27 protein-coding genes and 2 riboswitches are annotated in these 24,634 nt (G+C 26.3%); of the genes, 18 read left to right on the plus strand and 9 right to left on the minus strand.

Annotation, left to right across the window (positions count from 1 at the left end):
- Window positions 1-96 precede the first annotated feature (96 nt).
- On the minus strand, window positions 97-360 hold the full coding sequence (locus KGF52_RS13475; RefSeq protein ID WP_227840536.1) for a hypothetical protein: 264 nt from the start codon (window positions 358-360) through the stop codon (window positions 97-99).
- Between the two features lie 321 nt (window positions 361-681).
- On the opposite strand from KGF52_RS13475, the gene KGF52_RS13480 reads away from it, so the two are divergent.
- From KGF52_RS13480 to KGF52_RS13495, 4 genes are all read left to right on the plus strand, one after another.
- Window positions 682-1,254 carry a hypothetical protein gene (locus KGF52_RS13480; RefSeq protein ID WP_227840537.1) on the plus strand — a complete coding sequence of 191 codons (573 nt, stop codon included), beginning with the start codon at window positions 682-684 and terminating at the stop codon, window positions 1,252-1,254.
- A 101-nt stretch (window positions 1,255-1,355) separates the two neighbouring features.
- Window positions 1,356-2,354, plus strand: coding sequence for a DUF4003 domain-containing protein (locus KGF52_RS13485; protein WP_227827926.1), 999 nt, complete (start codon window positions 1,356-1,358; stop codon window positions 2,352-2,354).
- 351 nt (window positions 2,355-2,705) lie between these two features.
- The gene (locus KGF52_RS13490; protein ID WP_227827927.1) at window positions 2,706-3,344 is read left to right on the plus strand and encodes a lactate utilization protein; all 639 of its coding nucleotides are present in this window, start codon (window positions 2,706-2,708) and stop codon (window positions 3,342-3,344) included.
- A 26-nt stretch (window positions 3,345-3,370) separates the two neighbouring features.
- Window positions 3,371-4,270, plus strand: coding sequence for a YegS/Rv2252/BmrU family lipid kinase (locus KGF52_RS13495; protein ID WP_227827928.1), 900 nt, complete (start codon window positions 3,371-3,373; stop codon window positions 4,268-4,270).
- Window positions 4,271-4,377: 107 nt separating this feature from the next.
- Here the strand turns inward: KGF52_RS13495 and KGF52_RS13500 are convergent, their stop codons facing one another.
- Window positions 4,378-6,042 carry a glutamine--tRNA ligase/YqeY domain fusion protein gene (locus KGF52_RS13500; RefSeq protein ID WP_227827929.1) on the minus strand — a complete coding sequence of 555 codons (1,665 nt, stop codon included), beginning with the start codon at window positions 6,040-6,042 and terminating at the stop codon, window positions 4,378-4,380.
- A gap of 294 nt (window positions 6,043-6,336) precedes the next feature.
- Here KGF52_RS13500 and KGF52_RS13505 point away from each other — a divergent pair, with 294 nt between their 5' ends.
- The 7 genes from KGF52_RS13505 to KGF52_RS13535 all read left to right on the plus strand — a co-directional run bounded on the left by KGF52_RS13505 (window position 6,337) and on the right by KGF52_RS13535 (window position 14,308).
- On the plus strand, window positions 6,337-7,050 hold the full coding sequence (locus KGF52_RS13505; protein ID WP_227840538.1) for a DUF2140 domain-containing protein: 714 nt from the start codon (window positions 6,337-6,339) through the stop codon (window positions 7,048-7,050).
- Window positions 7,051-7,218: 168 nt separating this feature from the next.
- Window positions 7,219-7,782, plus strand: coding sequence for a hypothetical protein (locus KGF52_RS13510; RefSeq protein ID WP_227840539.1), 564 nt, complete (start codon window positions 7,219-7,221; stop codon window positions 7,780-7,782).
- A gap of 305 nt (window positions 7,783-8,087) precedes the next feature.
- The gene (locus KGF52_RS13515) at window positions 8,088-9,788 is read left to right on the plus strand and encodes a hypothetical protein (protein ID WP_227840540.1); all 1,701 of its coding nucleotides are present in this window, start codon (window positions 8,088-8,090) and stop codon (window positions 9,786-9,788) included.
- Window positions 9,789-9,956: 168 nt separating this feature from the next.
- Entirely contained in the window at window positions 9,957-10,574 is a 618-nt protein-coding gene (locus KGF52_RS13520) for a hypothetical protein (RefSeq protein WP_227827933.1), read from the plus strand.
- A gap of 110 nt (window positions 10,575-10,684) precedes the next feature.
- Window positions 10,685-10,853: riboswitch (Lysine riboswitch) on the plus strand.
- Window positions 10,854-10,934: 81 nt separating this feature from the next.
- Window positions 10,935-12,128 (plus strand): aspartate kinase, encoded by a 1,194-nt coding sequence (locus tag KGF52_RS13525; protein WP_227840541.1) that lies wholly within the window; start codon window positions 10,935-10,937, stop codon window positions 12,126-12,128.
- Between the two features lie 17 nt (window positions 12,129-12,145).
- A complete protein-coding gene (gene lysA / locus KGF52_RS13530) occupies window positions 12,146-13,438 on the plus strand; it encodes a diaminopimelate decarboxylase (protein ID WP_227827935.1) in 1,293 nt (430 codons plus the stop codon).
- Between the two features lie 204 nt (window positions 13,439-13,642).
- Complete coding sequence (locus KGF52_RS13535) at window positions 13,643-14,308, plus strand: hypothetical protein (protein ID WP_227840542.1); 666 nt, start codon at window positions 13,643-13,645, stop codon at window positions 14,306-14,308.
- Between the two features lie 148 nt (window positions 14,309-14,456).
- Here KGF52_RS13535 and KGF52_RS13540 read toward each other — a convergent pair whose 3' ends face one another.
- Window positions 14,457-15,542, minus strand: coding sequence for an AI-2E family transporter (locus tag KGF52_RS13540; protein WP_227840543.1), 1,086 nt, complete (start codon window positions 15,540-15,542; stop codon window positions 14,457-14,459).
- A gap of 191 nt (window positions 15,543-15,733) precedes the next feature.
- On the opposite strand from KGF52_RS13540, the gene KGF52_RS13545 reads away from it, so the two are divergent.
- From KGF52_RS13545 to KGF52_RS13555, 3 genes are all read left to right on the plus strand, one after another.
- Complete coding sequence (locus KGF52_RS13545; RefSeq protein ID WP_227840544.1) at window positions 15,734-16,450, plus strand: pseudouridine synthase; 717 nt, start codon at window positions 15,734-15,736, stop codon at window positions 16,448-16,450.
- A gap of 42 nt (window positions 16,451-16,492) precedes the next feature.
- On the plus strand, window positions 16,493-17,074 hold the full coding sequence (locus KGF52_RS13550) for a class I SAM-dependent methyltransferase (protein ID WP_227827939.1): 582 nt from the start codon (window positions 16,493-16,495) through the stop codon (window positions 17,072-17,074).
- Window positions 17,075-17,452: 378 nt separating this feature from the next.
- Window positions 17,453-18,325: a MurR/RpiR family transcriptional regulator gene (locus tag KGF52_RS13555; protein ID WP_227435034.1), complete on the plus strand. Its 873-nt coding sequence runs from the start codon at window positions 17,453-17,455 to the stop codon at window positions 18,323-18,325.
- Window positions 18,326-18,510: 185 nt separating this feature from the next.
- Here KGF52_RS13555 and KGF52_RS13560 read toward each other — a convergent pair whose 3' ends face one another.
- Together KGF52_RS13560 and KGF52_RS13565 are read right to left on the minus strand one after the other, a co-directional pair.
- On the minus strand, window positions 18,511-18,711 hold the full coding sequence (locus KGF52_RS13560) for a cold-shock protein (protein ID WP_021384215.1): 201 nt from the start codon (window positions 18,709-18,711) through the stop codon (window positions 18,511-18,513).
- 217 nt (window positions 18,712-18,928) lie between these two features.
- A complete protein-coding gene (locus tag KGF52_RS13565) occupies window positions 18,929-19,105 on the minus strand; it encodes a hypothetical protein (protein ID WP_003416990.1) in 177 nt (58 codons plus the stop codon).
- A 51-nt stretch (window positions 19,106-19,156) separates the two neighbouring features.
- A riboswitch (cyclic di-GMP riboswitch) is annotated at window positions 19,157-19,253 on the minus strand.
- Between the two features lie 227 nt (window positions 19,254-19,480).
- Between KGF52_RS13565 and KGF52_RS21665 the strand changes: the two genes are divergently transcribed.
- Both KGF52_RS21665 and KGF52_RS21670 read left to right on the plus strand, forming a co-directional pair.
- Complete coding sequence (locus KGF52_RS21665) at window positions 19,481-20,047, plus strand: hypothetical protein (RefSeq protein WP_413927397.1); 567 nt, start codon at window positions 19,481-19,483, stop codon at window positions 20,045-20,047.
- The gene (locus tag KGF52_RS21670; RefSeq protein ID WP_413927398.1) at window positions 19,984-20,427 is read left to right on the plus strand and encodes a hypothetical protein; all 444 of its coding nucleotides are present in this window, start codon (window positions 19,984-19,986) and stop codon (window positions 20,425-20,427) included. The genes KGF52_RS21665 and KGF52_RS21670 overlap by 64 nt, the downstream gene beginning before the upstream one ends.
- Before the next feature lie 48 nt (window positions 20,428-20,475).
- Here KGF52_RS21670 and KGF52_RS13575 read toward each other — a convergent pair whose 3' ends face one another.
- Together KGF52_RS13575 and KGF52_RS13580 are read right to left on the minus strand one after the other, a co-directional pair.
- Window positions 20,476-20,691 (minus strand): helix-turn-helix domain-containing protein, encoded by a 216-nt coding sequence (locus tag KGF52_RS13575; protein WP_227840545.1) that lies wholly within the window; start codon window positions 20,689-20,691, stop codon window positions 20,476-20,478.
- 10 nt (window positions 20,692-20,701) lie between these two features.
- Window positions 20,702-21,169, minus strand: a complete 468-nt coding sequence (locus KGF52_RS13580; RefSeq protein ID WP_227827942.1) for a DUF2975 domain-containing protein — start codon at window positions 21,167-21,169, stop codon at window positions 20,702-20,704.
- Between the two features lie 139 nt (window positions 21,170-21,308).
- Between KGF52_RS13580 and KGF52_RS13585 the strand changes: the two genes are divergently transcribed.
- Entirely contained in the window at window positions 21,309-21,797 is a 489-nt protein-coding gene (locus tag KGF52_RS13585; RefSeq protein ID WP_227840546.1) for a DUF2975 domain-containing protein, read from the plus strand.
- 380 nt (window positions 21,798-22,177) lie between these two features.
- Here the strand turns inward: KGF52_RS13585 and KGF52_RS13590 are convergent, their stop codons facing one another.
- Window positions 22,178-22,876 carry an alpha/beta hydrolase gene (locus tag KGF52_RS13590; protein WP_227840547.1) on the minus strand — a complete coding sequence of 233 codons (699 nt, stop codon included), beginning with the start codon at window positions 22,874-22,876 and terminating at the stop codon, window positions 22,178-22,180.
- A 264-nt stretch (window positions 22,877-23,140) separates the two neighbouring features.
- Here KGF52_RS13590 and KGF52_RS13595 point away from each other — a divergent pair, with 264 nt between their 5' ends.
- Window positions 23,141-23,698, plus strand: coding sequence for a TetR/AcrR family transcriptional regulator (locus KGF52_RS13595; protein WP_227840548.1), 558 nt, complete (start codon window positions 23,141-23,143; stop codon window positions 23,696-23,698).
- Window positions 23,699-23,856: 158 nt separating this feature from the next.
- Here KGF52_RS13595 and KGF52_RS13600 read toward each other — a convergent pair whose 3' ends face one another.
- Window positions 23,857-24,336, minus strand: coding sequence for a GNAT family N-acetyltransferase (locus KGF52_RS13600; protein WP_227840549.1), 480 nt, complete (start codon window positions 24,334-24,336; stop codon window positions 23,857-23,859).
- Window positions 24,337-24,634: the final 298 nt, after the last annotated feature.

Genomic DNA, 24,634 nt, shown 5'->3' on the forward strand with positions numbered 1-24,634 from the left:
GTATTTATAAATATGAAATAAATATTATTAAAATAGATATTAATAGCTATTAAAATAAAAAGAAAAGTTCCTAATTTTTAGGAACTTTTTATTTGTTTAATATAACGTATGAGTTTTTGCTTCAGCAATAGCTCTTGCTGCACTTTTAGGTTTTTCTATATTCTCTTTTTTGTAGAAATCAATTACTTCTTTTAAGTCTTTATTTTCAATATTGTCTTTTCTATTTTCAAGAATATAATTTATGATTGATTCGTTTATCAAGTTTGATAAATCTTTATTTTCATTATTAGTCATTTTGTATACTTCTTGTAATAAAACTTCATTAACTTCAATTGTAATTTGTTTTGTATTTTTTATCATATTAATCACCTCTTAAAAAAATTATAGCATTTCAAAAAAATAAAATCAATATGTTTTAAAATTATAGAATTTAAATTCTTAAATTCTTAAAAATAGAAAAATTAAATAGAAGTAGTTTTGAGCTATCAAAAAGATTAATAAAAAATATATTTAATCATAAAAGCTTTGTACTATATGATTCTAAGATGGAGGATTTATAAGGGTTTAGGGTGAATTAAGTATAAGACAACTTCTTAAAGCAAATGAGTGTGGCATTTAAATCTAAATGTAGACATATAATATTAAATATGCTAATATATCAAAATAATAAGGGGGGAATTTATGAAGCTTAAAGAAGCATTGATTACATGTGTTGTATGTAGTGTATGTTTAACTCCATTATTGGTAAATGGAGAAACAAAAATAGATGCGGAGCATTGTAAAGAATCTATAGTAAATATAGATACTATAGTAACTTCAGGTCAAAACTTTAATTCTAAATATAATCAAGGTATGAAAGACTATAAAAACAGTGATGAGTATAAATTAAAAGTGCAAAAAGAGAGGCTAGAAAACCAGCTAGGAATCAAAATAAAGGATTTAATTCCTATAACATTTGAAGTGAGTTATTACACCAGTCTTAACCAAGAAAATGGATATGGAGCTATAACTGCTACAGGAGATGATTTAGAAGATGGTTTTGTGGCAAATAATCACTTGAGTTTTGGAACTAAGATTATTGTAGATGGTAAAGTAAAAACCGTTATGGATAGGGGGTCTAGTAAGTATTTTAGCAATTCTAATGCGATAGATGTATTTATACCCAAATGGAGTAACGAAAGTGAATCAGAGTATTATGACAGGGTTAATAATATGGGAAGGCACTATAAAAAAGGATACATCATTATGGAATAATAGAACTTCTTCAAGTAATATGTATTGATTGCAATATTTATTACATATATAATAGATATTAAGTTAATTAATACAACAATGTATATTACTGGGAGGGCAATATGGAACAAACTTTTATAAATGGAAAAATAAACTTATTAATAGAAAATTATAAAGCATTAAATGAGATTAAAGGTTCTTGGCAAATGGGATTAATTCAACATAGTTGTGCACTTGCGTTTACGCTTAAGAACAAGAGGATAAGCCCTAGAGTAGTAGAAGAACGAATAGAGCTTATTAAAAAAAATACTGGATTATTCTCTAACTTTAGAGGATATAACATATTTTATATGGCAACACTACTTTCATTTGAATCAAATCCAGAAAGTAGTTTTAAGATGATTTTAGAGATATATAAAAATCTCAAAAATGAAAAGTTTTGGGGAGATACATATCTACCACTTACAGCATCAATAGTCTATGAAAATAGAGACAAAATGGATTATATTACATGTATATCAAAAATGAAAACAGTGTACGAATATATGAAGAAAAAACATCCATTTTTAACATCTAGTGATGACTATTGTAATATAGCACTTATTGCAATTCATTCAAAAAATTTAGAAGAAGATTTAGAATACATAGAAAAATGTTATGAATTTCTAAATAAAAATGGTTTTTATAAAGGAAATGACTTACAAGCACTATCTCAAATTCTTTTATTTAGTGAAGATAGAACTATGGGTAAATGCAAAAAAACTATTGAACTTAAAAAAGCATTTAAAGAGAATGATTGTAAGTTAAATTATTATGGGTATCCAATAATAGGAGCAATTTCGTTATTAGATTATAAAGAAAATGAAATAATAGAAAATATAAAAAATGTTTCAAATAGACTTAAAGAAGAAAAAGGTTTTGGGAATTGGTCTTTAGGAAAAAGCAATAGAGTAATGATTAGTTCTGCTATTGTGGCTTCTATTTATGCGGATTCAATACAAAAAGAGAATAATATAGATTCTATAGCTAATAATATATTTTTAAATATTGTTGTTGCTATTCAAGTTGCTTGTGTAATGGCAGCTACAAGTGCAGCTATAGCATCTTCTTCATCAAATTAGTGACATTATTTATTAAAATTGGATATAATAAACTTAATAATACAATTTATATGTTTAAAAAAGAATATGATATTACACTTAAATCAATTGTGATATTTAATAAAATAAAGCATATAATTAATATATAGATTTCAGAAAATATATAATACTACATACAATATAGGGAAAGTAGAAAAATACATCTACTTTCCTTTTTAATTATAAATTATGAGTTAGTCTTATAAAGAAATTTATGGAAAACTTATTTAAAGTTTTATATTGTATTTTTTTTTAGATGTACTAAAATAAAGTTATAAAGAAAATAAAATTTATAATAAACTAATACATATTGAAAATAAGGGGGAAGTTAAGATGGATCAAAATCTAAATTGGCTTAAAGAAAAAAGAATAGAAAAAACGATAAAATCTCTAGAAAATAATAACATGAAAGGGTATCTAGTAAATAATAAAGAAGAGCTTCTTAAAAAAATTGAAGAAATAGTAGAAGTAGGTTCTCTAGTAGGTTGTGGAGGCTCTATGACTTTATTTGAAACAGGAGTTATTGACTTTATAAGAGAAAAGTATGATTTTCTTGATAGATATGCAAAAGATATTAAACCAGAAGAAATGAAAGAAATATACAGAAAATCATTTTGTGCAGATGCTTATTTTACAAGTACTAATGCAATAACAGAAAATGGAGAACTTTACAATCTAGATGGAAATGGAAATAGAGTAGCTGCTATGATATATGGACCAGATAAAGTAATAGTTGTAGCAGGTGTAAATAAAATAGTTAAAGATGTAGATGAAGCTATAAAAAGAACTAAAACAATAGCTGCTCCAGCAAATTGCAAGAGACTGAATACAAATACTGGTTGTAAGACTACTGGTGTCTGTATAGATTGTTCAAGTCCAGGAAGAATCTGCTGTAGCTATACACTTATAAAAAGACAATTAGCACCAGAAAGAATACATGTAATTTTCTTAAACGAAGACTTTGGATATTAAAAGAATAAAATAAGTAAGGAGAAATAATGAAAAAAGTAAAACTTATATACAATCCTAATTCAGGTGAAAAAAAAATATTATCAAATTTAGATACTATTATAGAATTATATCAAGAAGAAAATTATTTATTGATACCCTACAGATTGAATATTAAAGAACCTGTAAATAATGCATTTAAAGAAGTAGATAGTTCCTATGACCATATACTAATAGCAGGTGGTGATGGGACTATAGATTTAGTTGTAAATTCAATGAAAGAGTTAGATATAAAGATTCCAATTGGAATTTTACCTACAGGAACTGCAAATGATTTTTCAAATGCTCTTCAAATTCCATTTGATATAAAAGAAGCTATAAAAGAAATCATAAATTCAAAGCCAAAGAAAATAGACATAGGGAAGGTAAATAATAAATACTTTATAAATGTCGCAAGTGCAGGTATGTTTACTGATGTATCACAAAGAATAAGCACAGACTTAAAGAATTCGTTTGGAAGAATTTCTTATTATATAAAGGGAATAGAAGAAGCATTGTATATGAGGAAGTTTAAGATAAAAGTATATTCCAAAGAGATGAATTATGATGGAGATATGTATCTTATGCTGATTTTTAATGGAAAAACAGCAGGAAATATAAATTTAGCATATAAAGCTGAAATAGATGATGGATATTTAGATGTAATTATTTTTAAAGGAATGCCAATTCCAAAATCAATACCAGTTTTGATAAGTGTGCTTAGGGGTGATTACTTAGACCAATATAATGGAAATGAAATATTATATTTTAAAACTAAAAAAGTAGATATAGAATGTAAAGATTCTCTTATAACAGACATTGATGGGGAAAAAGGTCCAGATTTTCCTCTCAATATAGAATGTATAAAAGATGGAATAGAGGTTATGGGAATTTGTAGTGGAAAAAGTTAATTATTTAAAATAAAGAATGAAGACTAAAATAAAAAATTACTTCTAACTAAATTTATTTATAGTAGAAGTAATTTATATTTTAAGTCTTCATTTTTTAGTTATAAAAATTATTTAGCAGGTTTAAAAGAACTTTTTAAAGGAACTATTCTATTAAACACAAGTTTTTCCTTAGTTGTATACTTATTATCTATACTAAAGAACCCATTTCTAACAAATTGGAATTTATCAAAAGGTTTAGCATCTTTTACTTGTGTAGGCTCAACAAAACCTTGTAATATTTCTAATGAATTAGGATTTATTTGTTCTAAGAAATGCTTTCCTTCATTTTCAGGTAAATCATCAAGAATCAATGGCTCAAATAATCTAAATTCACATGGTATAGCTGATTTAGCATCAACCCAATGTATTGTAGATTTTACTTTACGACCTGTAAATCCAGAACCACTTTTAGTCTCAGGGTCATAGGTACCATGTATTTCAACTACATTTCCATTTTCATCTTTAATTACATCAGTACATTTTACGAAATAAGCTCCTTTTAAACGAACTTCATTTCCTGGGAAAAATCTGAAATATTTTTTAATAGGTTCTTCCATAAAATCATCTTGTTCTATATATAATTCTCTAGAAAAAGGAACTAATCTTTTACCTTGAGATTCATCCTTAGCATTGTTTTCTATTTCAAGCATTTCAACCTTATCTTCTGGGTAGTTAGTTATAACTAATTTTAAAGGTCTTAAAACTCCCATAGCAAGTGGAGCCTTTGGTTGTAAGTTTTCTCTTAGGAAATAATCAAGCATTTGACTGTCTACTGTAGAGTTAACTTTTGATACTCCTATTTCACTACAAAAATTACGTAAAGCTTCAGCAGTATATCCCTTACGTCTAATCCCAGATATAGTAGGAACACGAGGGTCATCCCAACCATCAACAATACCTTCATCTACAAGTTGTTTTAATTTTCTTTTACTCATAACAGTATTGTTTATGTTAAGTCTAGCAAATTCTATTTGTCTAGGTACATTTTCCATTTCACATTCTCTGACAAACCAGTCATAAAGAGGTCTTTGGTCTTCAAACTCCAAAGTACATATAGAGTGAGTTATTCCTTCAATTGCATCTTCAATTGGATGGGCAAAAGCATACATAGGATATATACACCATTTATCTCCTGTATTATGATGTGTTGAATGAGCTATTCTGTATATAATTGGGTCTCTAAGGTTTATATTTGGAGAAGACATATCTATTTTAGCTCTTAATGTTTTTTCTCCATCTTTAAATTCACCGTTTTTCATTCTTTCAAATAAATCTAGGTTTTCTTCAATAGTTCTATTTCTATAAGGGCTTTCTTTACCAGGTTCAGTAAGAGTACCACGATACTCTCTCATTTCTTCTTGTGTTAATTCACATACGTAAGCTTTACCTTTTTTTATTAGGATTAAAGCTCTTTTGTACATTTCATCAAAATAGTTAGATGCAAAATTTAATTCATTCCAATCAAATCCTAACCACTTAACATCTTCTTTTATGGATTCTACATATTCAACATCTTCTTTTAATGGATTTGTATCATCAAATCTTAAATTAGCCTTTCCATTAAATTCTTTAGCTAGTCCAAAGTTAAGACATATACTTTTTGCATGACCAATATGTAAATATCCGTTTGGTTCAGGTGGAAAACGAGTTATTATATTGTCATGTTTTCCTGTTTCTAGGTCATTTATAATAATATTTTTTATAAAGTTAGATGAGTTCGTTTCATTTGACATATTTTTATACCTCCTATTTAATTTGCTTATAATACAGAACACTACACTGTATTGCATAATATTAATTTTAATCCAAGATTAGAAAAAAATAAAGGTGTAATTAAGAGTATTATGCAAAATATTAACTTTTATACTAAAAACATGTTTTTTTACAGTTTATTTACAAAAAAGCAGATTAGTTGAATTAATCTTTAAAAGACTGTATTATAATATGTATATTGTTAAGAATATTATGTGAAGTTAGTTATCTAAATTTATTTTAAATCTGTTGACAGATTTGTAAAGGAGACTATGATGGGAAAGGTTGCAAAGATTATATTAAGTTTAATTGTTATTATTTTAGTGTTAACAGGTATTGTTGTATACACACTAACACCAAAAGAGAGATATGATGTTAGTTCACAAAATAATAAAATCATAGACGAAGAGTATTTATCAAAAGGTTCATATATAAACTCTATGGAAATAGTAAAAAATCCACTTAGAATGGTTGGAAAAGTATCTGTTTCAGAAGAAGAGTTTAGAAACCTAATATATACATTAATGAATAAACATGGAATTAAAGAATTTGAAAGTAATTTTATTGAGATGAAGGATGGAAAAATAAAAGTGGCAGGTCCATATAAGGTCTTTGGTCTAATCAATAGCCAATATGAGCTTGAGCTAAAACCCACTTTAAAAAATGAAGATTTGGTTGTAAGTCTTGAAAATGTAAGGATTGGAAAATTTAAAATAAGTGATAAAATGCTAGAAAAAATACTAAGTAATTACAATAAAAAGGTTCCATTTGAGGTTAATGGAAATAAAATTACTTTAGAGAAAAGTTATCTTTATCCAGCAACACTTAAAAATATATCTATAAAAAAAGGAAATGTTGATTTGGATATGGAAGTAGAAATAGATTTAAAATCACAAATAAATGGGGCATTAGGTTATCTGAAGGATTCTGGAAAAGCTCAGGATATACTAAATCATTTGATTAATTTAAAGAAAACATCTGTTGGTTAAAAATATAGAAAATTTATATTTATATTTTTATTATATTTTATATAATATTAAAGCACTTTAAAATCAAAATTTGTAAAATAGCCTTTATTATGTTAGAATATTTTATGACATTAAGTTGTAAGTGTATAATATTATTTAATTACTAGATTACTAGATTGGGGGGAAATGATGAATAAAATTTATATTGTAACAACATATACAGGAACTGTATTATCTTATTTAATAAGAAATATAAGTAAAAAACTGTATACACATGTGTCAATATCATTAAATGAAAATTTAAAGCCAATGTATTCTTTTGGGAGATTAAATCCAAGAAATCCATTTATTGGAGGTTTTGTTGAAGAAAATATAAATCAAGGCTTATATGCTATAAGAAAAAACACTGTATGTAGAGTATATTCATTAGAAGTAGATAATTTACAATATGAAAAGCTATTTAAAAATATAAAATTGATTAGTGATTATAGAGAAGATTACTATTATGATATAATGGCATTGATATATTTGTCTATGAATATTCACAGAAAAGTTGAATATAAATATGTATGTTCAAACTTTGTTGCTGATATGTTAGAAAAAAGTGAAATAGATATTTTGAATAAAGAAGCCTTTGAAGTAACACCAAATGATTTTTATAATTTAAATGGTTTAACTTTAGAGTATGAAGGTCTATTGTCAGAATATAATTCTAGACAGCATTCTTATATATCCAAAATGGCAAACATATAAAAAATTTATTTTAAAATTTATCATATAAAAATATTGCTAAATAATTAGGCTGAAGATGGTAGTTTAACTTCGAGAGGATTAAGAATTCGTAAATCTTAGTTAGAACACTTTCTTCAGTTTTTGATTTTCTGTCGTTATTTGCACGATTATAATATTTTTCTGATATATATATCGAATAGAAATAAATAAACAGTGGAATAAAAGTATAAAGATATCTTAATACATAATAAATATGATAAATATTTATTTTTTGTAAATATATGGATATAATAGTAATAATAATATTTTATAGAGAGGAGTATTAAATGAAACGATATCTTAAAACATATGGAGTTTCACTCATAATTGTAGTAATTTATACATTTATTAAATTACCTGTACTTAGACTAGATTTCACATCTTTATTTTCAGTAGGAATAATATTTTTTGTTGTAGCAGGAATATTAGATATGATGCTAGATAGAAATGAAAGAACATCTAAACTTGCTAAATATAATTTTTCAATAGCAATAGCTTTACTTGTGTATGTCGTAGTTGTACCTTTTATAGCTTCTACACCTGTACTTCATGCAAAAGCCTATAAAGACTTATTAGGAAAGGTGACTGAGAGTAAATTTACTGATGATATGAGTCCTGTCAGCGTAAATGATATTCGTCTTGTAGATGAAGACATGGCCATGAAATTAGGTGATAAAAAACTTGGAGAAGTTCCAGCTATAGGTAGTGTATCAAAATTAGGAAAGTTTCATATACAAAATGTGGATGGAGAGTTGTACTGGGTAGCACCTCTTGTGCATAGAGATATAATTAAATGGGTGACATCTTTAAGTGGTACAAGTGGATATGTGAAGGTGTCAGCAAGTAATCCTCAAGATGTTCAACTAGTTCAAGAAATAGATGGAAAACCAATAAAAATAATATATCAACCAGAAGCTTATTTACATCAAGATTTACAAAGACATTTATACATACATGGTATTGTAAATGTCGGCATGACAGATTTTACGCTTGAAATAAATGATGAAGGAAGACCTTATTGGGTTGTAAGTTTATATGAACATAAAATTGGTTATGGAGGAGCAAATGCCACAGGCATAGCTACTGTTGATGCAGAAACTGGAAAAATAAATGTCTATAATGTTAAAAATACACCTAAATGGGTAGATAGAATACAACCACAAAAATTTGTAACAGACCAAATTCAAGACTGGGGTGTTTATGTCAATGGATTTTTAAATTCTGTTATATCAGAAAAAGGAGTACTAGTGCCAACAGAAGGGACATCGCTAGTCTATGGAAATGATAATAGGTCATATTGGTATACAGGTATAACATCTTCTGGTGGAGATGAATCTACAATTGGATTTATGCTTGTTGACTCTAGAACTAAAGAAGCTAGACTGTATAAGCAGCCAGGAGCAACTGAGACAGCTGCGATGAAATCAGCTGAAGGTAATGTTCAAGAAAAGAATTATGAAGCTACATTCCCTGTAATGTACAATATATTAGGTCAACCAACATATGTATCATCTTTAAAAGATAAAGCTGGTCTTGTAAAGAGAGTAGCCTTTGTATCTGTTGAAGATTATAATGTACTTGGTATAGGAGAAGATAAAAATGAAGCTTTAAGAAATTATAAAGATTCATTAGAATCTAAAGGCAATGACTTAAAACTTGATAATGATATGAAAGATGAAGTTATAGAAGGTGTAGTAACTAGAATAAGTCCTGATGTGCGAGGAGGAAATACTAATTATTATGTGACTTTAGATTCTAATAAAGAGATAATATTTAAAGCTACTTCAAAAGTATCTAGCGAATTACCATTGACTCAAGTTGGAGACAAAGTCAAAATATCATATTCAAAAGAAGAATCTAGTGTAATTGAAATGTCAGAATTTGATAACTTAAATATTGCAAATTTTGATGATAAAAAAGCAAAACAAGAAACAGGAACTAATGAAGATACAAATTCACAAGATTCTGAAAGTCAAAGCAATGTGTAACTTAGTAAAAAAATTGTAGATAGTGTTTAGTGCATTAATAGCTAGTTTTTATAGAAATAAATTCTATAAAAACTAGCTATTTTATTTTAATTCTTTGTAAATTTAATGTCATAAATTTAATATAATATTAGTACAACTTTGCAAATAATACTTCAAGGAGAATGTACTATGACGAATATGGAAAAAGAGATATTGCTTTTAATTAGCAGGGTTAGATGTGTTACAGAAGCTCAATTTAGAAAGATTTATGGAGACCAAAAAAGATACAATAAAAAAAATTTCAAAAAAACATTGAGAAAAATGTGTAGTGAGTATACACTAAAAAAATATCCATGTGATGTAGATTATCGTAACTATAAGGACCTCTCATATGTTTACTATTTGAATGGTAGTAAGCTTTTTAAGGGAGATGATTTAATAAAGGCTCTAGTAGGGTCAGAACTAGTTGTTAGAATTAATACTGCAGGTTGTGATGTAAAAAGATTTTACCGAAATGTTAGTGTAGATGATGTGAAATATGATTTATTTATTGAATATACAGATCAATTTGGCAATATAAAGCAGGTCTTAGTAGATGTTGATTTAAATAATGAAATAGATGTTTCTAAATATGAGAATCTCTCTAGAAAGATAGATAAATCTACAATTCCATTTTTTAGAGTACCAAATATTTTGGTGGTTACACCAGATAATTTATCTGAATTAAATGACTTAGAGAGAGAAGATAATGAGTATAGTATAAATTTTATAGATTTAGGATTAAATAAACTATTTAATTGTATATAAGATATTTTTAGAAAATAAATTTTTTGATTTGCCACATTTTGTAAAAAAAATGTTGCAATATTATATAGAATATGATAAAACTATATTAATAAATTAATTAATAATAATGAGCCTAGGGTAGAGGTAGCTATATTCAATAGTAATCAATAGTAGCTGGTAAGTGTTGATGATTGATGAAAGGGTCTATAGCCGAAGAAAAGTTGTTGACAAACAAGTTTTCTGGACTTATGCAGAATATGCATAAGGCTGTCACTTTTAAAGTGGTGAGCTACAAGGTTACTTGGTCTATGAAGTTCACACGTCCAAAGTATACCTTTGGGCGTTTTTATTTATCAAAATTTAGCTTGAGGGGGAAAAGGCATGAGTATAATTGTCCAAAAATATGGAGGAAGTTCAGTTGCAGATACTGACAAAATAAAGTCAATTGCAGAAAATATAATAGAAAGAAGAAAAGAAAATCCACAAATGGTAATAGTTGTATCTGCTATGGGAAAATCAACAGATGAATATATAAACTTGGCAAAAGAATTGAGTAATGAACCTAGTAAAAGAGAGTTAGATGCTCTAATGTCTACTGGAGAAATGATTTCAGCCTCTTTATTATCAATAGCATTAAATGCACTTGGTTGTAAAGCTATAAGCTATAATGCTTATCAATTAAATATAAAAACAAGTGGACTTCATGGAAAATCTCAAATTGACGATATAAATGTAAATAGAATAAAGAATAGTTTAGATGAAGGGAATGTTGTAATAGTAACTGGATTTCAAGGAATCAATGAAGATGGTGATGTAACTACTCTTGGAAGAGGTGGTTCAGACACATCTGCTGTAGCTCTTGCAGTTAAACTAAATGGTAAATGTGAGATATATACAGATGTTGATGGAATTTATTTTACAGACCCAAGAAAATATTCAAAGGCAAGTAAACTTGATGAGATTGAATATGAAGAGATGCTTGAATTAGCAAGTTTAGGAGCACAAGTAATGCATTCAAGAAGTATAGAGCTTGCACAAAAATATGGTGTTGAAATTTATGTTGGACGTACATGTGGTACAGTAAAAGGAACATATATAAGAGGGGGAAAAGACATGAAATTAGAGGATAAAGTAATAACAGGATTAGCTACTAGTGATGATGATAGCTCTATAACAATAAAAGACTTTAAGGTAGAAAATATATCTAGTTTATTTGAAGATATAGCAACTATGGGAATAAGTGTAGATATGATAAGTCAAACTGCACCTATTTTAGATAAAATAAGTGTGTCATTTACAGTTCCAAAAGAAGAATTAGGAGAGTGCAAAAAGATAGTATCTAAATATACAAATGAAGAACATGTAGTAATTGATAATAACATCACTAAATTCTCTTTAGTAGGTCTTGGTATGAAAAATACTTCTGGAGTTGCTGCTAAAGTATTTAAGATATTTAATGAAAATGGTATAATGGTAAAACTTATAACTACATCAGAAATTCGTATAACTTGTGCCATAAATTCTGATGATAAACAAGTAGCTATTGAGAAAATAGCAGAAGTATTTAATATATAAAACTTAGGGAGGATATTATGAAACTTCATGGAACTATGACTGTAAAAGACAATGAATTATATATTGGAGGGGTAAGCTGTCTAGAGCTTAGTAAAAAATATCAAACTCCATTATATGTATTTGACGAAGACTTAGTAAGACAAAATTGTAGAGAATATATAAAATATTTTAAAGCTAAAGATGGAAAAAATAAAGTTGCTTATGCAGGTAAGGCATTTTTACCTCTCTATATGTGTAATCTTATAAATGAAGAAGACATGTGTTTGGATGTAGTTTCAGGAGGGGAACTATATACAGCTTATAAATCAAATTTTCCTATGGAAAAAGTTTTCTTTCATGGAAACAATAAAACTGAAGAAGAAATAAATATGGGATTAGATTTGGGAGTAGGTAAGTTTGTAGTAGATAATTTCTATGAGTTAGATTTAATTGAAAAATTATGTGAAGAGAAGGGGAAAACTCAAGAAATATATTTTAGAATAACACCTGGCATAGAAGCTCATACACACGATTATATAAAAACAGGTCAAATAGATTCTAAATTTGGTTTTGCTTTAGTAAATGGAGATTTGTTTAGAGCAATAGAAAAATTGAATGATTATACAAATATTAAATTGGTAGGTCTTCATGCTCATATAGGTTCACAAATATTTGATGTAGAACCATACATAGATACAGTAGATATAATGATGAACTTGGTAAAAGAAATAAAAGAAAAATTTAATATACAGTTGACAGAAATTGACTTAGGCGGGGGTGTAGGTGTTTATTATAGTAAAGGTGATAAACCTAAAACTATAAGAGAATTCTGCGAAACTATAATCACTAAAGCAGAAAATTCCTGTAAAGAACTTGGAATAGAAGTACCTACATTGGTAATAGAACCAGGAAGATCAATAGTTGCAAATGCAGGAAGTACATTGTATACAGTAGGTTCAATAAAAGATATAAAAGATGTTAGAGTTTATGTAAGTGTAGATGGAGGTATGACAGACAATGTAAGACCTTCACTATATCAAGCTAATTATGAATGCAGTATTGTAAATAAGATTAACCATGAAACTATGAATCATGTAACAATAGCGGGCAAATGTTGTGAAAGCGGAGATATATTAATTGGAGATATAGATATAATGGATATAAAAAGTGGAGATGTACTTATAACAACATCAACAGGTGCATATGGATATTCAATGTCTTCAAATTATAATAAAATACCAAGAGCAGCAGTAGTGTCAGTATTTGATGGAGATGCCAAGATAATTTGTAAAAGACAAAGTTATGAAGACTTATTATCTTTAGAAATATAGAATAAGAATTAAATATTGAATTTTAAAATAAGTAGATTATATGATATATCTATAGATTTAAACTAATTTTTAGTTTGTTATAGTTATTCAAGTTATATCTACTTATTTTCTGTTTTATTAACAATTTTCTTGTAATAAATATAAAATATTTTAAAAACTTCCTGATTATGATAAAATTTAAAGTATATGACAAGGAGGGATTTAATGAGAGGAAGAGTAATTTTATTGATATCGATATTATCTATATTTCTTGTAGGATGTTCGTTTAATAAAAAAGATGAAATAAGTTCAACTGAACAAGGAAAAATATATTTAGAGAAACATGATTATAAAAAAGCGATGGAAGCATTATCCTCTGCATTAGAAGAAGATAGCGCTAATGAAAATGCAAGAGCTATGTATATGCAATCTATGAGAATGTTAAATGTAGATGAATTTGAAAAAGATACAAATTATGAGGATGCAATTAAAGAACTTAAGCTTATAGAGAAAATCAAAAACGGGTCCTCTGTTATTAAAAATGAAGCATCTAAAAAGAAAGAGGAATTGACTAAATTAGAAAAAGAACAGAATGAAGCAGAGGAAGAAAGAAAGAAAAAGGCAAAAGATACAGCTGGAGAAGATAGGTATAGAGTGGAATCAGAAGCAAAGAAATCTTCCTATAGTGAAAAGAGTAAAAATAATAAATCTAATTCCAAAAACAAAAATACAACTTCAAATAATAACAAAGATGTAACTAACAATGATTCTTCTCAAAATCAAGAAAAACCAAATACAAGCAATCCAACACCGACACCAACTCCACCTTCATCAGAAAATAGCGGAGGGTCAGATAGTGGTGGAAATTCTCAGAACTCAAATAATCAGTAAATGTAAAGTATTACATATAAACAATTAAAATTTTGTATCAGTAAATGAAATTAACTCTTAGCATATATTCTTTGCCAAGAGTTAATTTCATTTTTTTATAGTAATGTAATAGATAATAATTAATTTTTAAAATTATAAAAGACAGAAATTATTGCAATCTCTTGTCAATATATTTATCAATAGAAGTTTTTACAACAGCAGCTACAGGTACTGAAAGAAAAACACCTATAAAGCCAAAAAGAGACTGTCCTATTAAAATCGCAGAAATTATCCATATAGCTCCTATTCCAACTTGATTGCCCATAACCTTTGGTTCTATAAAATTTCCATCTAGTTGTTGTAATATAAATATAAATACGATAACCCATATGGTTTTTTGTGGACTGTATAAAATTGTCATAGCTACTGGAGGTATAGCTCCAATAAATGGGCCTAGATAAGGTATTATATTTGCTAAAAATATTATTGAAGCTAAAAATAAAGCATTTTCTATTCGAATGATAAATTGAAATCCTATAAATGCAATTATACCAATAATAAGAGAGTCTAAAATTCTACCAATTAAATAATCATAAAAAATATCATGGGTAGTTCTAAAAAATTCTATAATGTCATCAGCTTTGTTTCGAGCAGTAGAAGAATATAGTAATCTTTTAAATCCTAATGCAATTTTTTCCTTATCATATATAATATATATAGATAATATAAAACCCATTACCACACTAAATAGCATAGATGATATGCTAAGTGTATAGATTAAAAAGTTTTTAGGAATTCTACTAATAAAATTACTAGCTTCTTTTAATGCATTATCTAAGCTATGTTGTATATGAGGAATTAGAGCTTTTAAAAAATCTATGTTTGACATATTTTTTTCTATAAAATTATTTATATAATCAGTGTAGATAGGCATTTCATTTATCAATCTATTTAATGTATTGGCTATTGAAGGAATTAGCAATCTAATACCAAAAGCTAAAATAATACCTATCAATATATAAGATAAAAAAATGGATAAAAGCCTATGTGTTTTAAATTTTATTTCAAAAAGCATTACAAGAGGATTTAAAAGCAAAGCAAGTAAAATAGCTAGTAAAAATGGACTAAAAAAGCTTAACAATCCTTCAATGCTAGATATAAAATCTGCTGGAGTATTAATAAATTTAAAAAATAAAATTCCAATAAACACGACTATTAAATAATATTTTACATTTTCTTTTGAAATAATAATCACTTCCTTAAAATAGTGTTTAATCAGCTATTACATATTAATAGTATGTGAAAAGAAATTACAATTATTTAGGAAAATTAAATAATTTTTTGGCTTGTTTTTAATTAAGGTCTAGTATAGTATAATAATGTAACAAAATTAACATTGATAAAAATATTAAATGACATATAATTTAAGATAAGAAAGGATTATGTATGAGAATTAATAAATATATAGCGTCTTGTGGAATTGCATCTAGAAGAAAAGCAGAAGAAATCATTCTTGAAGGAAGAATAAAGGTAAATGGAAATATAGTAAAAGAACTATCTTTTAATATTGATGAAGAAAAAGATATAGTAGAATTTGATAATAAAGCAGTAAAGCCAAGCGAAAATTATGTCTATATAGTATTGAATAAGCCAGAAGGTTATATAACTACTGTAAAAGATCAGTTTAATAGACCAAGTGTAATAGATATATTAAAAGATGTAAAGGAAAGAGTATATCCAATAGGAAGGTTAGATTATGAAACAAGTGGGCTTTTGATACTTACTAATGATGGAGATTTAACATATAAACTTACTCATCCAAAACATGAAATTAATAAAACTTATGTGGCAAGTGTAAAAGGAATTATAAATAAGGATGAAATAAGAAGTTTTGAAAAAGGACTAAAAATAGAAGATTACACAACGGCACCTGCTAAAATTAGAGTAACTAAAGAAAATAAAGAAAAGAATTATTCAGTATGCGAAATAACAATACATGAAGGAAGAAATAGACAAGTAAGAAAAATGTTTAAGGCTATAAATCATCCAGTTTTAAACTTAAGAAGAATTTCTGTAGGGAAAATAGTATTAAAAGATATAAAAATTGGCGAATATAGATATTTAACGGAAGACGAAATAAAATATTTAAAATCAATAAAATAGCATGAAAATGAAATGAAGTTAATAGCAGGGAGAAATGATATTATGGCATATGCAAAACATTTAACTAAAATTACAGATATAAATAAATTTTATTTAGAAAATATTATTAATAAAGGTGATATAGCAATAGATGCTACCATGGGAAATGGTTATGATACAAAGTATTTGGCTGAAAAGGTTGGAGAGGAAGGCTTTGTATATGCATTTGATATACAAGAAGAAGCTATAAAATCTACAAGAAAAAAATTAGAAAAAGAAGGATATATAGATAGAGTAAAATTAATACTTGATGGTCATGAAAATATAAATAAATATGTAAAAGAAGAAGTTTCATGTGTTTTATTTAATTTAGGATATCTTCCAAGAGCAAAACATCTAATTATAACTAAACCAGATACAACTTTAAAAGCTATAAAGTCTAGCTTAGAAATATTAAAAGAAAATGGAATAATAAGTATTGCTATATATACAGGACATGATGGAGGTCAAGAAGAAAAAGATAGTATATATAATTTTGTAAATAATTTAAATCAAGATGAATTTAATGTTTTAGAATCTAAATTTTTAAATCAAGTCAATAACCCACCACAATTGATTTTAATTGAAAAGAAAAAATCACAATAAACACTAAAAAAAACTTGACAAGATTCTATTAAGAGTTAATATATATATTGTAACCTTTTAAAAATACTTTAAATAATAAGCATATGATAATTTGCTTTCGAAGTAAGAGATATGCTTAAATATGCAGAATAAAATATTTAACTTTTAAATGAGTAAAAATTGAAAATTTTAAAAGAAATATTGAACAAATCTTAAAAAATGCAAGTAAAAATGGTATAATAAATTTAATCGAAAATACTATGTGAAGTATAAGGTACAGAAAAGTTAGAATTTTATGAGTTTAAGAATCTGAGATAAAAACTAAAATAATAAAATTTTTAGAAAAAATAGTAGTAGTCATAAAAAGAAAATAGTTTAGATAACTAAAAGGAGAAAAAAATGGAAGAAACAAATGAAATGAAAGATAGTAAACATTTGATATCAAATATACAATCTCAATATACGAGGTTAAGTAAGGGTCAAAAACTTATAGCACAATATATTTTAAATAATTATGATAAGGTTGCATTCATGACTGCATGCAAATTAGGTGAAACTGTAGGAGTAAGTGAATCTACTGTTGTAAGATTTGCAAATGCTCTAGGCTATAGTGGGTATCCAAAATTACAAGCTGCACTTCAAGAACTCATAAAAAATAAATTAACTACAGTACAAAGAGTTGAAATGGCACATGATTATTCCGATGATTTTGCAATATTGAACAAAGTTTTAAAGAGTGATATAGATAATATAAGATCAACATTAGAAGAAATTGATGAAAAAGCATTTAAAGAAGCTTCTAATAAACTTTTAAAAGCAAGAAAAATATATATACTTGGTATGAGAAGCTCTTTTGTAGTAGCTCAATACCTAGGTTTTTACTTAGATATAATACTTGATAATGTCCATATAATTAGAATGGATATGGGAGATGCTTTTGAACAGATTGTAAGAATAAACGAAGAAGATGTTATAGTTGCAATTAGTTTCCCACGTTATTCAAAAAAATCTTATCAAATTGTCAATTATGCTAAGGAAAAAGGAGCACATGTAATTTCATTAACAGATAGTTTATTTGCACCAGTGGCAGCACTTGCAGACAATACTCTTTTAGTTAAGAGTAATATGGCTTCATTTGTAGATTCACTAGTTCCAGCACTTAGTATTTCAAATGCTCTTGCTATATCTGTTGGAATGAAAGAAAAAGAAGATATTAAACAGCACTTCGATGACTTAGAGCAAATCTGGAAGAGATATTCTGTATATGAGTAAAGCTTGTATATTAATAAGTAGGATTAATTATTAAAAGTCTCAAATATAGCAGTGTTTGAGTAAAAATTCTATAAAAAAACTGACTGACATTTAACTGGCAGTCAGTTTTTTTTTAAAATAAGATTTTGCTTAAATTATCAATAAAAAAAGACCCTCAAAAGAGTCTTTTCCGAAAAATCTATATATTATAATATAGTTATATTTTCTGCTTGAGGACCTCTAGCGCCTTTAACTATATCAAAGCTTACTTGTTGACCTTCTTCTAATGATTTAAATCCTGAAGTTTGTATAGCTGAGAAATGAGCAAATACATCATCTCCACCTTCTATTGATATAAACCCAAATCCTTTTTCATTATTAAACCATTTCACTATTCCATTATTCATTTAAAAATACTCCTATTAACCTATATCAAGATATACTTGATTTAATTGTGTATTACCACAAATACTATTGTATCATAGATTAATAGAAATGTCTATTCAATTATATTTTTTAGTTAACATTTTTAGTTATTCTTAATCTTAAAAATATATTTAAGAGCTTTGTATTAATATAAAAGTAGATAAAACTAAAAAGGATTTTCTAGAAAATAAAGCCTATCTAATTATACTTACTTACCAATACCATAACTTGATGCAAGCAGGATTCTACCACATTTTCTCCATACTCTAGTATAAAATCATCTAACTGTGTATCTATAAAATCACAATAATCATATGAACTGCCAATATAAGCAGTTAACATATGTGTACATCTATCCATTTTATCTCTAAACATATATTATTATCCCCCTAAAAAACTTTCATAAAAACAAAAAGAAAATATCTTTTTGGCAACTGGCTGACATAACTCATAATTTAATTTATAAGTCTTAGTCCCTATAGCTTTGCGTCACTAAATTTCTCTAGTTTTGCCGATTTAGTTTTATTCTACAACTACAATAATACATTAGAATGAGTTATTATTCAACATTCTTGTTTGAAAATTAAATGAATTTAGAAATAGTTTACTTAAATTTTTAAATCATATCTAAAATAATTTAGGAGTGCCCTTAAATTTACTTACTTTCATTATAAAGAATACTTATAATAGTATATACATTTTGTAAATAATGAATATGCTAAATATAATTTAAGTGAAACAAGAAGTCAAATGTTAGAAGATGCTAAAAGAGCTGGAATAATGTTTGATGAAAGTTTAAACCCTGATATACGTTCACTAAGAATGACAATACTTTATGGATTAAAAGGAATAAGTGCTTATTGGCATCAGGCTAGAGAGCTTGGATATTATAATAATCAAGTAGATGAATTTTATTTTAGAGCACTATCAGCAATTACAGATGATGATATTTCTTTAGAGAACTTAATAACATTAACACTTAAGACAGGTGATATGAGTGTTGCTGTAATGCAAAAATTAGATGAAGCTAATACTACCATTTATAAAAACCCAGAACCTCATAAGGTAAATGTAAAGATAAAAAAAGGACCTTTTATAATAGTTTCAGGACATGATTTAAAAGATTTAGAAATGTTACTTAAACAAACAGAAGGAAAAGGGATAAATATATATACTCATGGAGAAATGATTCCTTGTCATGGATATCCAGAATTAAATAAATATACTCATTTAGTAGGTAACTTTGGAGGAGTATGGCAAGACCAGGAAGAAATTACTATACCAAGTTTGCTAAACAAGTTCCTAAAGATTGTATAATTTTAACACTTGCATGCGGAAAATATAGATTTAATAAGTTAAACTTTGGAGAAGTAGCTGGGTTTCCTAGGTTGCTAGATGTTGGTCAATGTAATGATGCTTATTCAGCAGTAAGAATAGCTTTAGCTTTAGCTGATGCATTTGATACAGATGTGAATAGTCTTTCTCTTTCAATAATATTATCATGGTATGAGCAAAAAGCTGTAGCAGATTTATTAGCATTATTATCACTAGATATAAAAAATATTTACTTAGGGCCAAGTTTACCAGCATTTATAAGTCCAAATGTACTACAATATTTAGTTGATACATTTAATTTAATACCTATTAGTACACCTGAAAAAGATTTGGCAACATGTCTAAATGTTCCAGCAAAATAGTAAAGACTATAGGTGATAATCAAAAAGAGTGTTTTAGACACTCTTTTCTTAATAATCATCATCTTCTACATATTCAAGTATATCACCTGGTTGGCAATCTAAAGCTTTACAAATTTCATTTAGAGTGGTAAATCTAATAGCTTTTGCTTTACCAGTTTTTAAAATTGATAAATTAGCATTTGTAATATCTATTTTTTCAGCCAAATCTTTAAGTGATATTTTTCTTTTTGCCATCATTACATCTAGATTAACTATAATTGCCATAATATCACCTCTATATCGTTAAATCATTGTCTTCTTTTATTTTTATAGCTTTATTAAATGTTTCAGCAATTACAAAACACATTAGTGCAAATATAAAAGAAATGACCATAAGTGGTGAAATCCCTCCACTATCAGCTCCAAAAACTCTTATATTACTGGTATTCAAACTATAACCATTGATACATTCAATTATAGTATTTATTAATAAGCAATATCCCATTATTTTAAATCTCTTTACATTTTCAAGCATGAAAGGTGAGTATTTAGTACTATTAATTATAAAAGTTAAGCATAAGATAACTATGAAATAGTTAGAAAAATACATTATTCTAACAACTAAAATAAATAATTTTTCAAAGTTAAAATCATATAAAAACATAGGTATCATACACATGAATAGTATACCAGATACACTTAAAATTACTAGTATAAAGTATAAAAATACTGATAGAATGTTGTTGAAAAGTCTTGTAATCATTAAATATCATCTCCTTAATATAATGTATATTATTGATTATAATATATAATTTATTGTTTTTCAATAATAAATTATTGACATAAAATATAAAAATATTATAAAATGTATATAAATAAGAATATTAAGGTGGTAAGTTTATATGAAAAAGAATATAAGTTCTAAAATATTGAATAATATTGTGCTAGTTGGAATAATTTTGACTTTATTATCACTTATTTTAACACCATTAGCACTGACAGCGTATTTTAAAAGTAGTTTGGAAATTACAAATACAAATATGCCAACTATAATGTCAATAGCCATATATATATGTGCTATTCCGTATGTTGTATCATTATTTATGTTAAAAAGATTATGTAAGCTAGTGGCAATAAATAATCCATTTTCAGAAGAGATACCTAAAAACTTAAAAAAAATATCCATCTGTGCATTTAGTGAAATTTTTATATTTAACTTTGTAGTGATAATATTATATTATTGTTATGATATATACTTATATGCAATTACTATAATACCTGTAGTTATAGTATCATTTGTTTCATTATCAATAGGATTTCTAGCTTTAGTTCTATCAATTTTATTCAATAAAGTTATTGAAATAAAAGATGAGAATGATAAAACAATATAATAAACTTATACACTAATATGTTTATTAAAAATATTTTAGGTTGATTTTATTAGATTTAATTTTAATTAACACTATAGCTGTAAAGTATATTAATAATACATAAGAGATTAGATTTTATAGATAATTAGATTTTATTAGTAAAAATAAGTTAAAAGTATACAACACAGAAAGAAAAAATAGTGATAGAATGTTCTATCACTATTTTTTCTTTCTATGTTAATTTGAGTATACAATACTTTTTTCTAGATTAAGAGTTTTAAAAGTATCTTTTATAATAATTAATTTATTGCTTACTTGCTTATTTTAATAATACTAATATAAAGTGAATTGATATAGTAATTGCTCTAATTTATATGAAAACAGTAATGATAAGATTATCTTTACTTAAACAAAGTATTTATCCATTCATTTAATACTTTTAATTGCTCTTGTGTATTAAACCAATGCTCGCCGTTTTCTATAACTGTTAAATTGCAATTAAAATGGTGTGTAAATTTCTCTACCACACTTAGTTCTGTAAGTTCATCGTGTTTACCATATAGTATTCTTGTTGTAGTATTCCATTTAGTAATAGGATGTTTTTTGACATATTGTAGATATTCCCATGAGAGTGTATGACCAAATGAAGTTGGAATAATTAGTTCATGTTTAAGTTGTTCTTCTGATACATTTGCCCAAAGCATCATATTAGAGATAAGCTGTTTCATATCAAGAATTGGAGATACAAAAACACACTCTTCCAGATTCTCATTTTCAAAACTCAACATACTAAACCATGCACCAATACTATTTGCATATAATGAAATTTGATTCCAATTAGATTTTGCATATTTCATTATAGTTAATAGCTCTGGAACAACATTCCATGGGTCAAACGAAATGTTTTCTTCTTTACGTTCTCCATGTTTAGGTAAATCAATACTTAAAACCTGCCATCCATGATTAACAGCAATATTAGCAAAAGTTTCGGCTTCTTCTTTATAACCACATTGTCCGTGTATGTAAATATACAATTTGTTTGAAGGATTTCCCCAAAGAATTGAAGGAATTCCATGAATTTGAAAATATTTCTTTTCCATAAAAATCTCCTCTCAGTTTAATATATAGTATCTATTGATGTATCTATTAAACTATAAAATTATACTGTAATATTCTAATTTAATTATCTATAATACTAACTTAATTAGTTATAATACTAATATAATTAGTATTATATTAAACTAAAATTAAATTGTCAACATTGCATTTAATATAAAGTATTTTATAAGTCTTAATTGTTGACGAAGCTAATTAGATTAGTTAAACTAATAAAGTAATTAATTTTAGTTGAGAGAGGTATAATCATGCGTGTTAGTAGAGATATAGTAATACAGGTAGCATCTGATATAGCTGATAAAGATGGGCTTAACAAGCTTTCTTTAAAAGTTGTTGCAGAAAAACTAAGTATACGTACACCATCTTTGTATAATCATATAGAGAGCTTAGATGATTTATTGAGAGAGATTGCTCATAATGGAATGAGGAAAATGAATAAACAGATGGAGAAAGTTGCTATTGGTGATTCTGGAGATACAGCTATAAAATCTGTAAGTATTGCATATTTTAACTTTATAATTGCTCATCCTGGGGTTTATGAAACAATTCAATGGGCTATTTGGCATGGAAACAGTGAAACATCAGAGATATTTGAAGACTATAAATCGCTATTAGAAAAACTTATTCTTTCTTGTAATTTAAGAACAAAGAATATAGATGAAGTATTAAATTTGTTGATAAGTGTGATTCATGGATACTCAACTTTGCAACTTGGAAAAGCTCTTTTAAATTCAGAAGAAGCTATAAAAGGTCTATCTGACACTATTGATACTGTACTATTAGGTGTTCATAAAAAGTATGACTAAGTATATCACTAAATATTAATGTCTTTGTTAGTAGATTCTTTTAAAGTATATTACTTAAAAATTTAAAGAGAAATAGTGTAATTTTAAAATTTAATCTAAAAGCAAATCAACTTTAAAAACTTTAAGTGGATTTGCTTTTAATATATTTTTTTGTTAAATTAGTTTGCTATTGATAGCTTCATTGGAGTAAAACGTATACCATTGACAATCTGTTCAACATTAGTATCTTTAAATCCTAATTTATGGTAAACTTCAATAGCATAAGGTGATGAATTTACAGTTATTTCAGTTAAATCATCTTTGCTTTCAGTACAATGCTTTACGCCTACAGCCATTAATTTTTTTGCAACACCACGTTTGTGATAATTTTTATCTACAAATAACATACATATATGATTTAGGTCTCTGATAGCTAAAACCCCAATTAACTTTTCACAATCAAAACAACCCCAAAAGAAAATAGATTTTTCTTTGACTTTTTCAATAATAGAGTTATATTCTATAAATTCATGGAATGACTCAATTCCCTCAGCACAATAATCTGGAGACTCAAATTCTTCAAATACATTCCAAATTAAATTTAATGCATTTCTAATATCATGCTCTTTTAATTCTCTTATTAGGTACTTTTCATACATTATAAACAACACCTCTATTATTAAAAATTTTCTTATAATTATATACCTTAAATATATTTATTTCAATATAAATTATTTTATTAATTTTTAATTTAAATATGATTAATAAAATAATCTATATACAATATAGTTAGAACATAAAAATTTATTTAATTCTACATACAATTTAATAATAAAAATAAATTTGAAACAATTTAATCTAAAATGAAAATATATATGACATATAAGTGTCATATATATAATAGTACAATAAAGATATACTATATATATGAAAACTATTTTGTAAAGAGAAAAGGAG

It is taken from the genome of Clostridioides sp. ZZV15-6597 (genome assembly GCF_020657815.1).
Classification (GTDB): Bacteria; Bacillota; Clostridia; order Peptostreptococcales; family Peptostreptococcaceae; genus Clostridioides.

Bases quoted from the DNA above. Each gene is read 5' to 3' on its own strand.
- KGF52_RS13475 (WP_227840536.1), bottom strand. From the start codon at position 360: ATGATAAAAAATACAAAACAAATTACAATTGAAGTTAATGAAGTTTTA.
- KGF52_RS13480 (WP_227840537.1), top strand. From the start codon at position 682: ATGAAGCTTAAAGAAGCATTGATTACATGTGTTGTATGTAGTGTATGT.
- KGF52_RS13485 (WP_227827926.1), top strand. From the start codon at position 1,356: ATGGAACAAACTTTTATAAATGGAAAAATAAACTTATTAATAGAAAAT.
- KGF52_RS13490 (WP_227827927.1), top strand. From the start codon at position 2,706: ATGGATCAAAATCTAAATTGGCTTAAAGAAAAAAGAATAGAAAAAACG.
- KGF52_RS13495 (WP_227827928.1), top strand. From the start codon at position 3,371: ATGAAAAAAGTAAAACTTATATACAATCCTAATTCAGGTGAAAAAAAA.
- KGF52_RS13500 (WP_227827929.1), bottom strand. From the start codon at position 6,042: ATGTCAAATGAAACGAACTCATCTAACTTTATAAAAAATATTATTATA.
- KGF52_RS13505 (WP_227840538.1), top strand. From the start codon at position 6,337: ATGGGAAAGGTTGCAAAGATTATATTAAGTTTAATTGTTATTATTTTA.
- KGF52_RS13510 (WP_227840539.1), top strand. From the start codon at position 7,219: ATGAATAAAATTTATATTGTAACAACATATACAGGAACTGTATTATCT.
- KGF52_RS13515 (WP_227840540.1), top strand. From the start codon at position 8,088: ATGAAACGATATCTTAAAACATATGGAGTTTCACTCATAATTGTAGTA.
- KGF52_RS13520 (WP_227827933.1), top strand. From the start codon at position 9,957: ATGACGAATATGGAAAAAGAGATATTGCTTTTAATTAGCAGGGTTAGA.
- KGF52_RS13525 (WP_227840541.1), top strand. From the start codon at position 10,935: ATGAGTATAATTGTCCAAAAATATGGAGGAAGTTCAGTTGCAGATACT.
- lysA (WP_227827935.1), top strand. From the start codon at position 12,146: ATGAAACTTCATGGAACTATGACTGTAAAAGACAATGAATTATATATT.
- KGF52_RS13535 (WP_227840542.1), top strand. From the start codon at position 13,643: ATGAGAGGAAGAGTAATTTTATTGATATCGATATTATCTATATTTCTT.
- KGF52_RS13545 (WP_227840544.1), top strand. From the start codon at position 15,734: ATGAGAATTAATAAATATATAGCGTCTTGTGGAATTGCATCTAGAAGA.
- KGF52_RS13550 (WP_227827939.1), top strand. From the start codon at position 16,493: ATGGCATATGCAAAACATTTAACTAAAATTACAGATATAAATAAATTT.
- KGF52_RS13555 (WP_227435034.1), top strand. From the start codon at position 17,453: ATGGAAGAAACAAATGAAATGAAAGATAGTAAACATTTGATATCAAAT.
- KGF52_RS13560 (WP_021384215.1), bottom strand. From the start codon at position 18,711: ATGAATAATGGAATAGTGAAATGGTTTAATAATGAAAAAGGATTTGGG.
- KGF52_RS13565 (WP_003416990.1), bottom strand. From the start codon at position 19,105: ATGTTTAGAGATAAAATGGATAGATGTACACATATGTTAACTGCTTAT.
- KGF52_RS21665 (WP_413927397.1), top strand. From the start codon at position 19,481: ATGTTAGAAGATGCTAAAAGAGCTGGAATAATGTTTGATGAAAGTTTA.
- KGF52_RS21670 (WP_413927398.1), top strand. From the start codon at position 19,984: ATGGCAAGACCAGGAAGAAATTACTATACCAAGTTTGCTAAACAAGTT.
- KGF52_RS13575 (WP_227840545.1), bottom strand. From the start codon at position 20,691: ATGGCAATTATAGTTAATCTAGATGTAATGATGGCAAAAAGAAAAATA.
- KGF52_RS13580 (WP_227827942.1), bottom strand. From the start codon at position 21,169: ATGATTACAAGACTTTTCAACAACATTCTATCAGTATTTTTATACTTT.
- KGF52_RS13585 (WP_227840546.1), top strand. From the start codon at position 21,309: ATGAAAAAGAATATAAGTTCTAAAATATTGAATAATATTGTGCTAGTT.
- KGF52_RS13590 (WP_227840547.1), bottom strand. From the start codon at position 22,876: ATGGAAAAGAAATATTTTCAAATTCATGGAATTCCTTCAATTCTTTGG.
- KGF52_RS13595 (WP_227840548.1), top strand. From the start codon at position 23,141: ATGCGTGTTAGTAGAGATATAGTAATACAGGTAGCATCTGATATAGCT.
- KGF52_RS13600 (WP_227840549.1), bottom strand. From the start codon at position 24,336: ATGTATGAAAAGTACCTAATAAGAGAATTAAAAGAGCATGATATTAGA.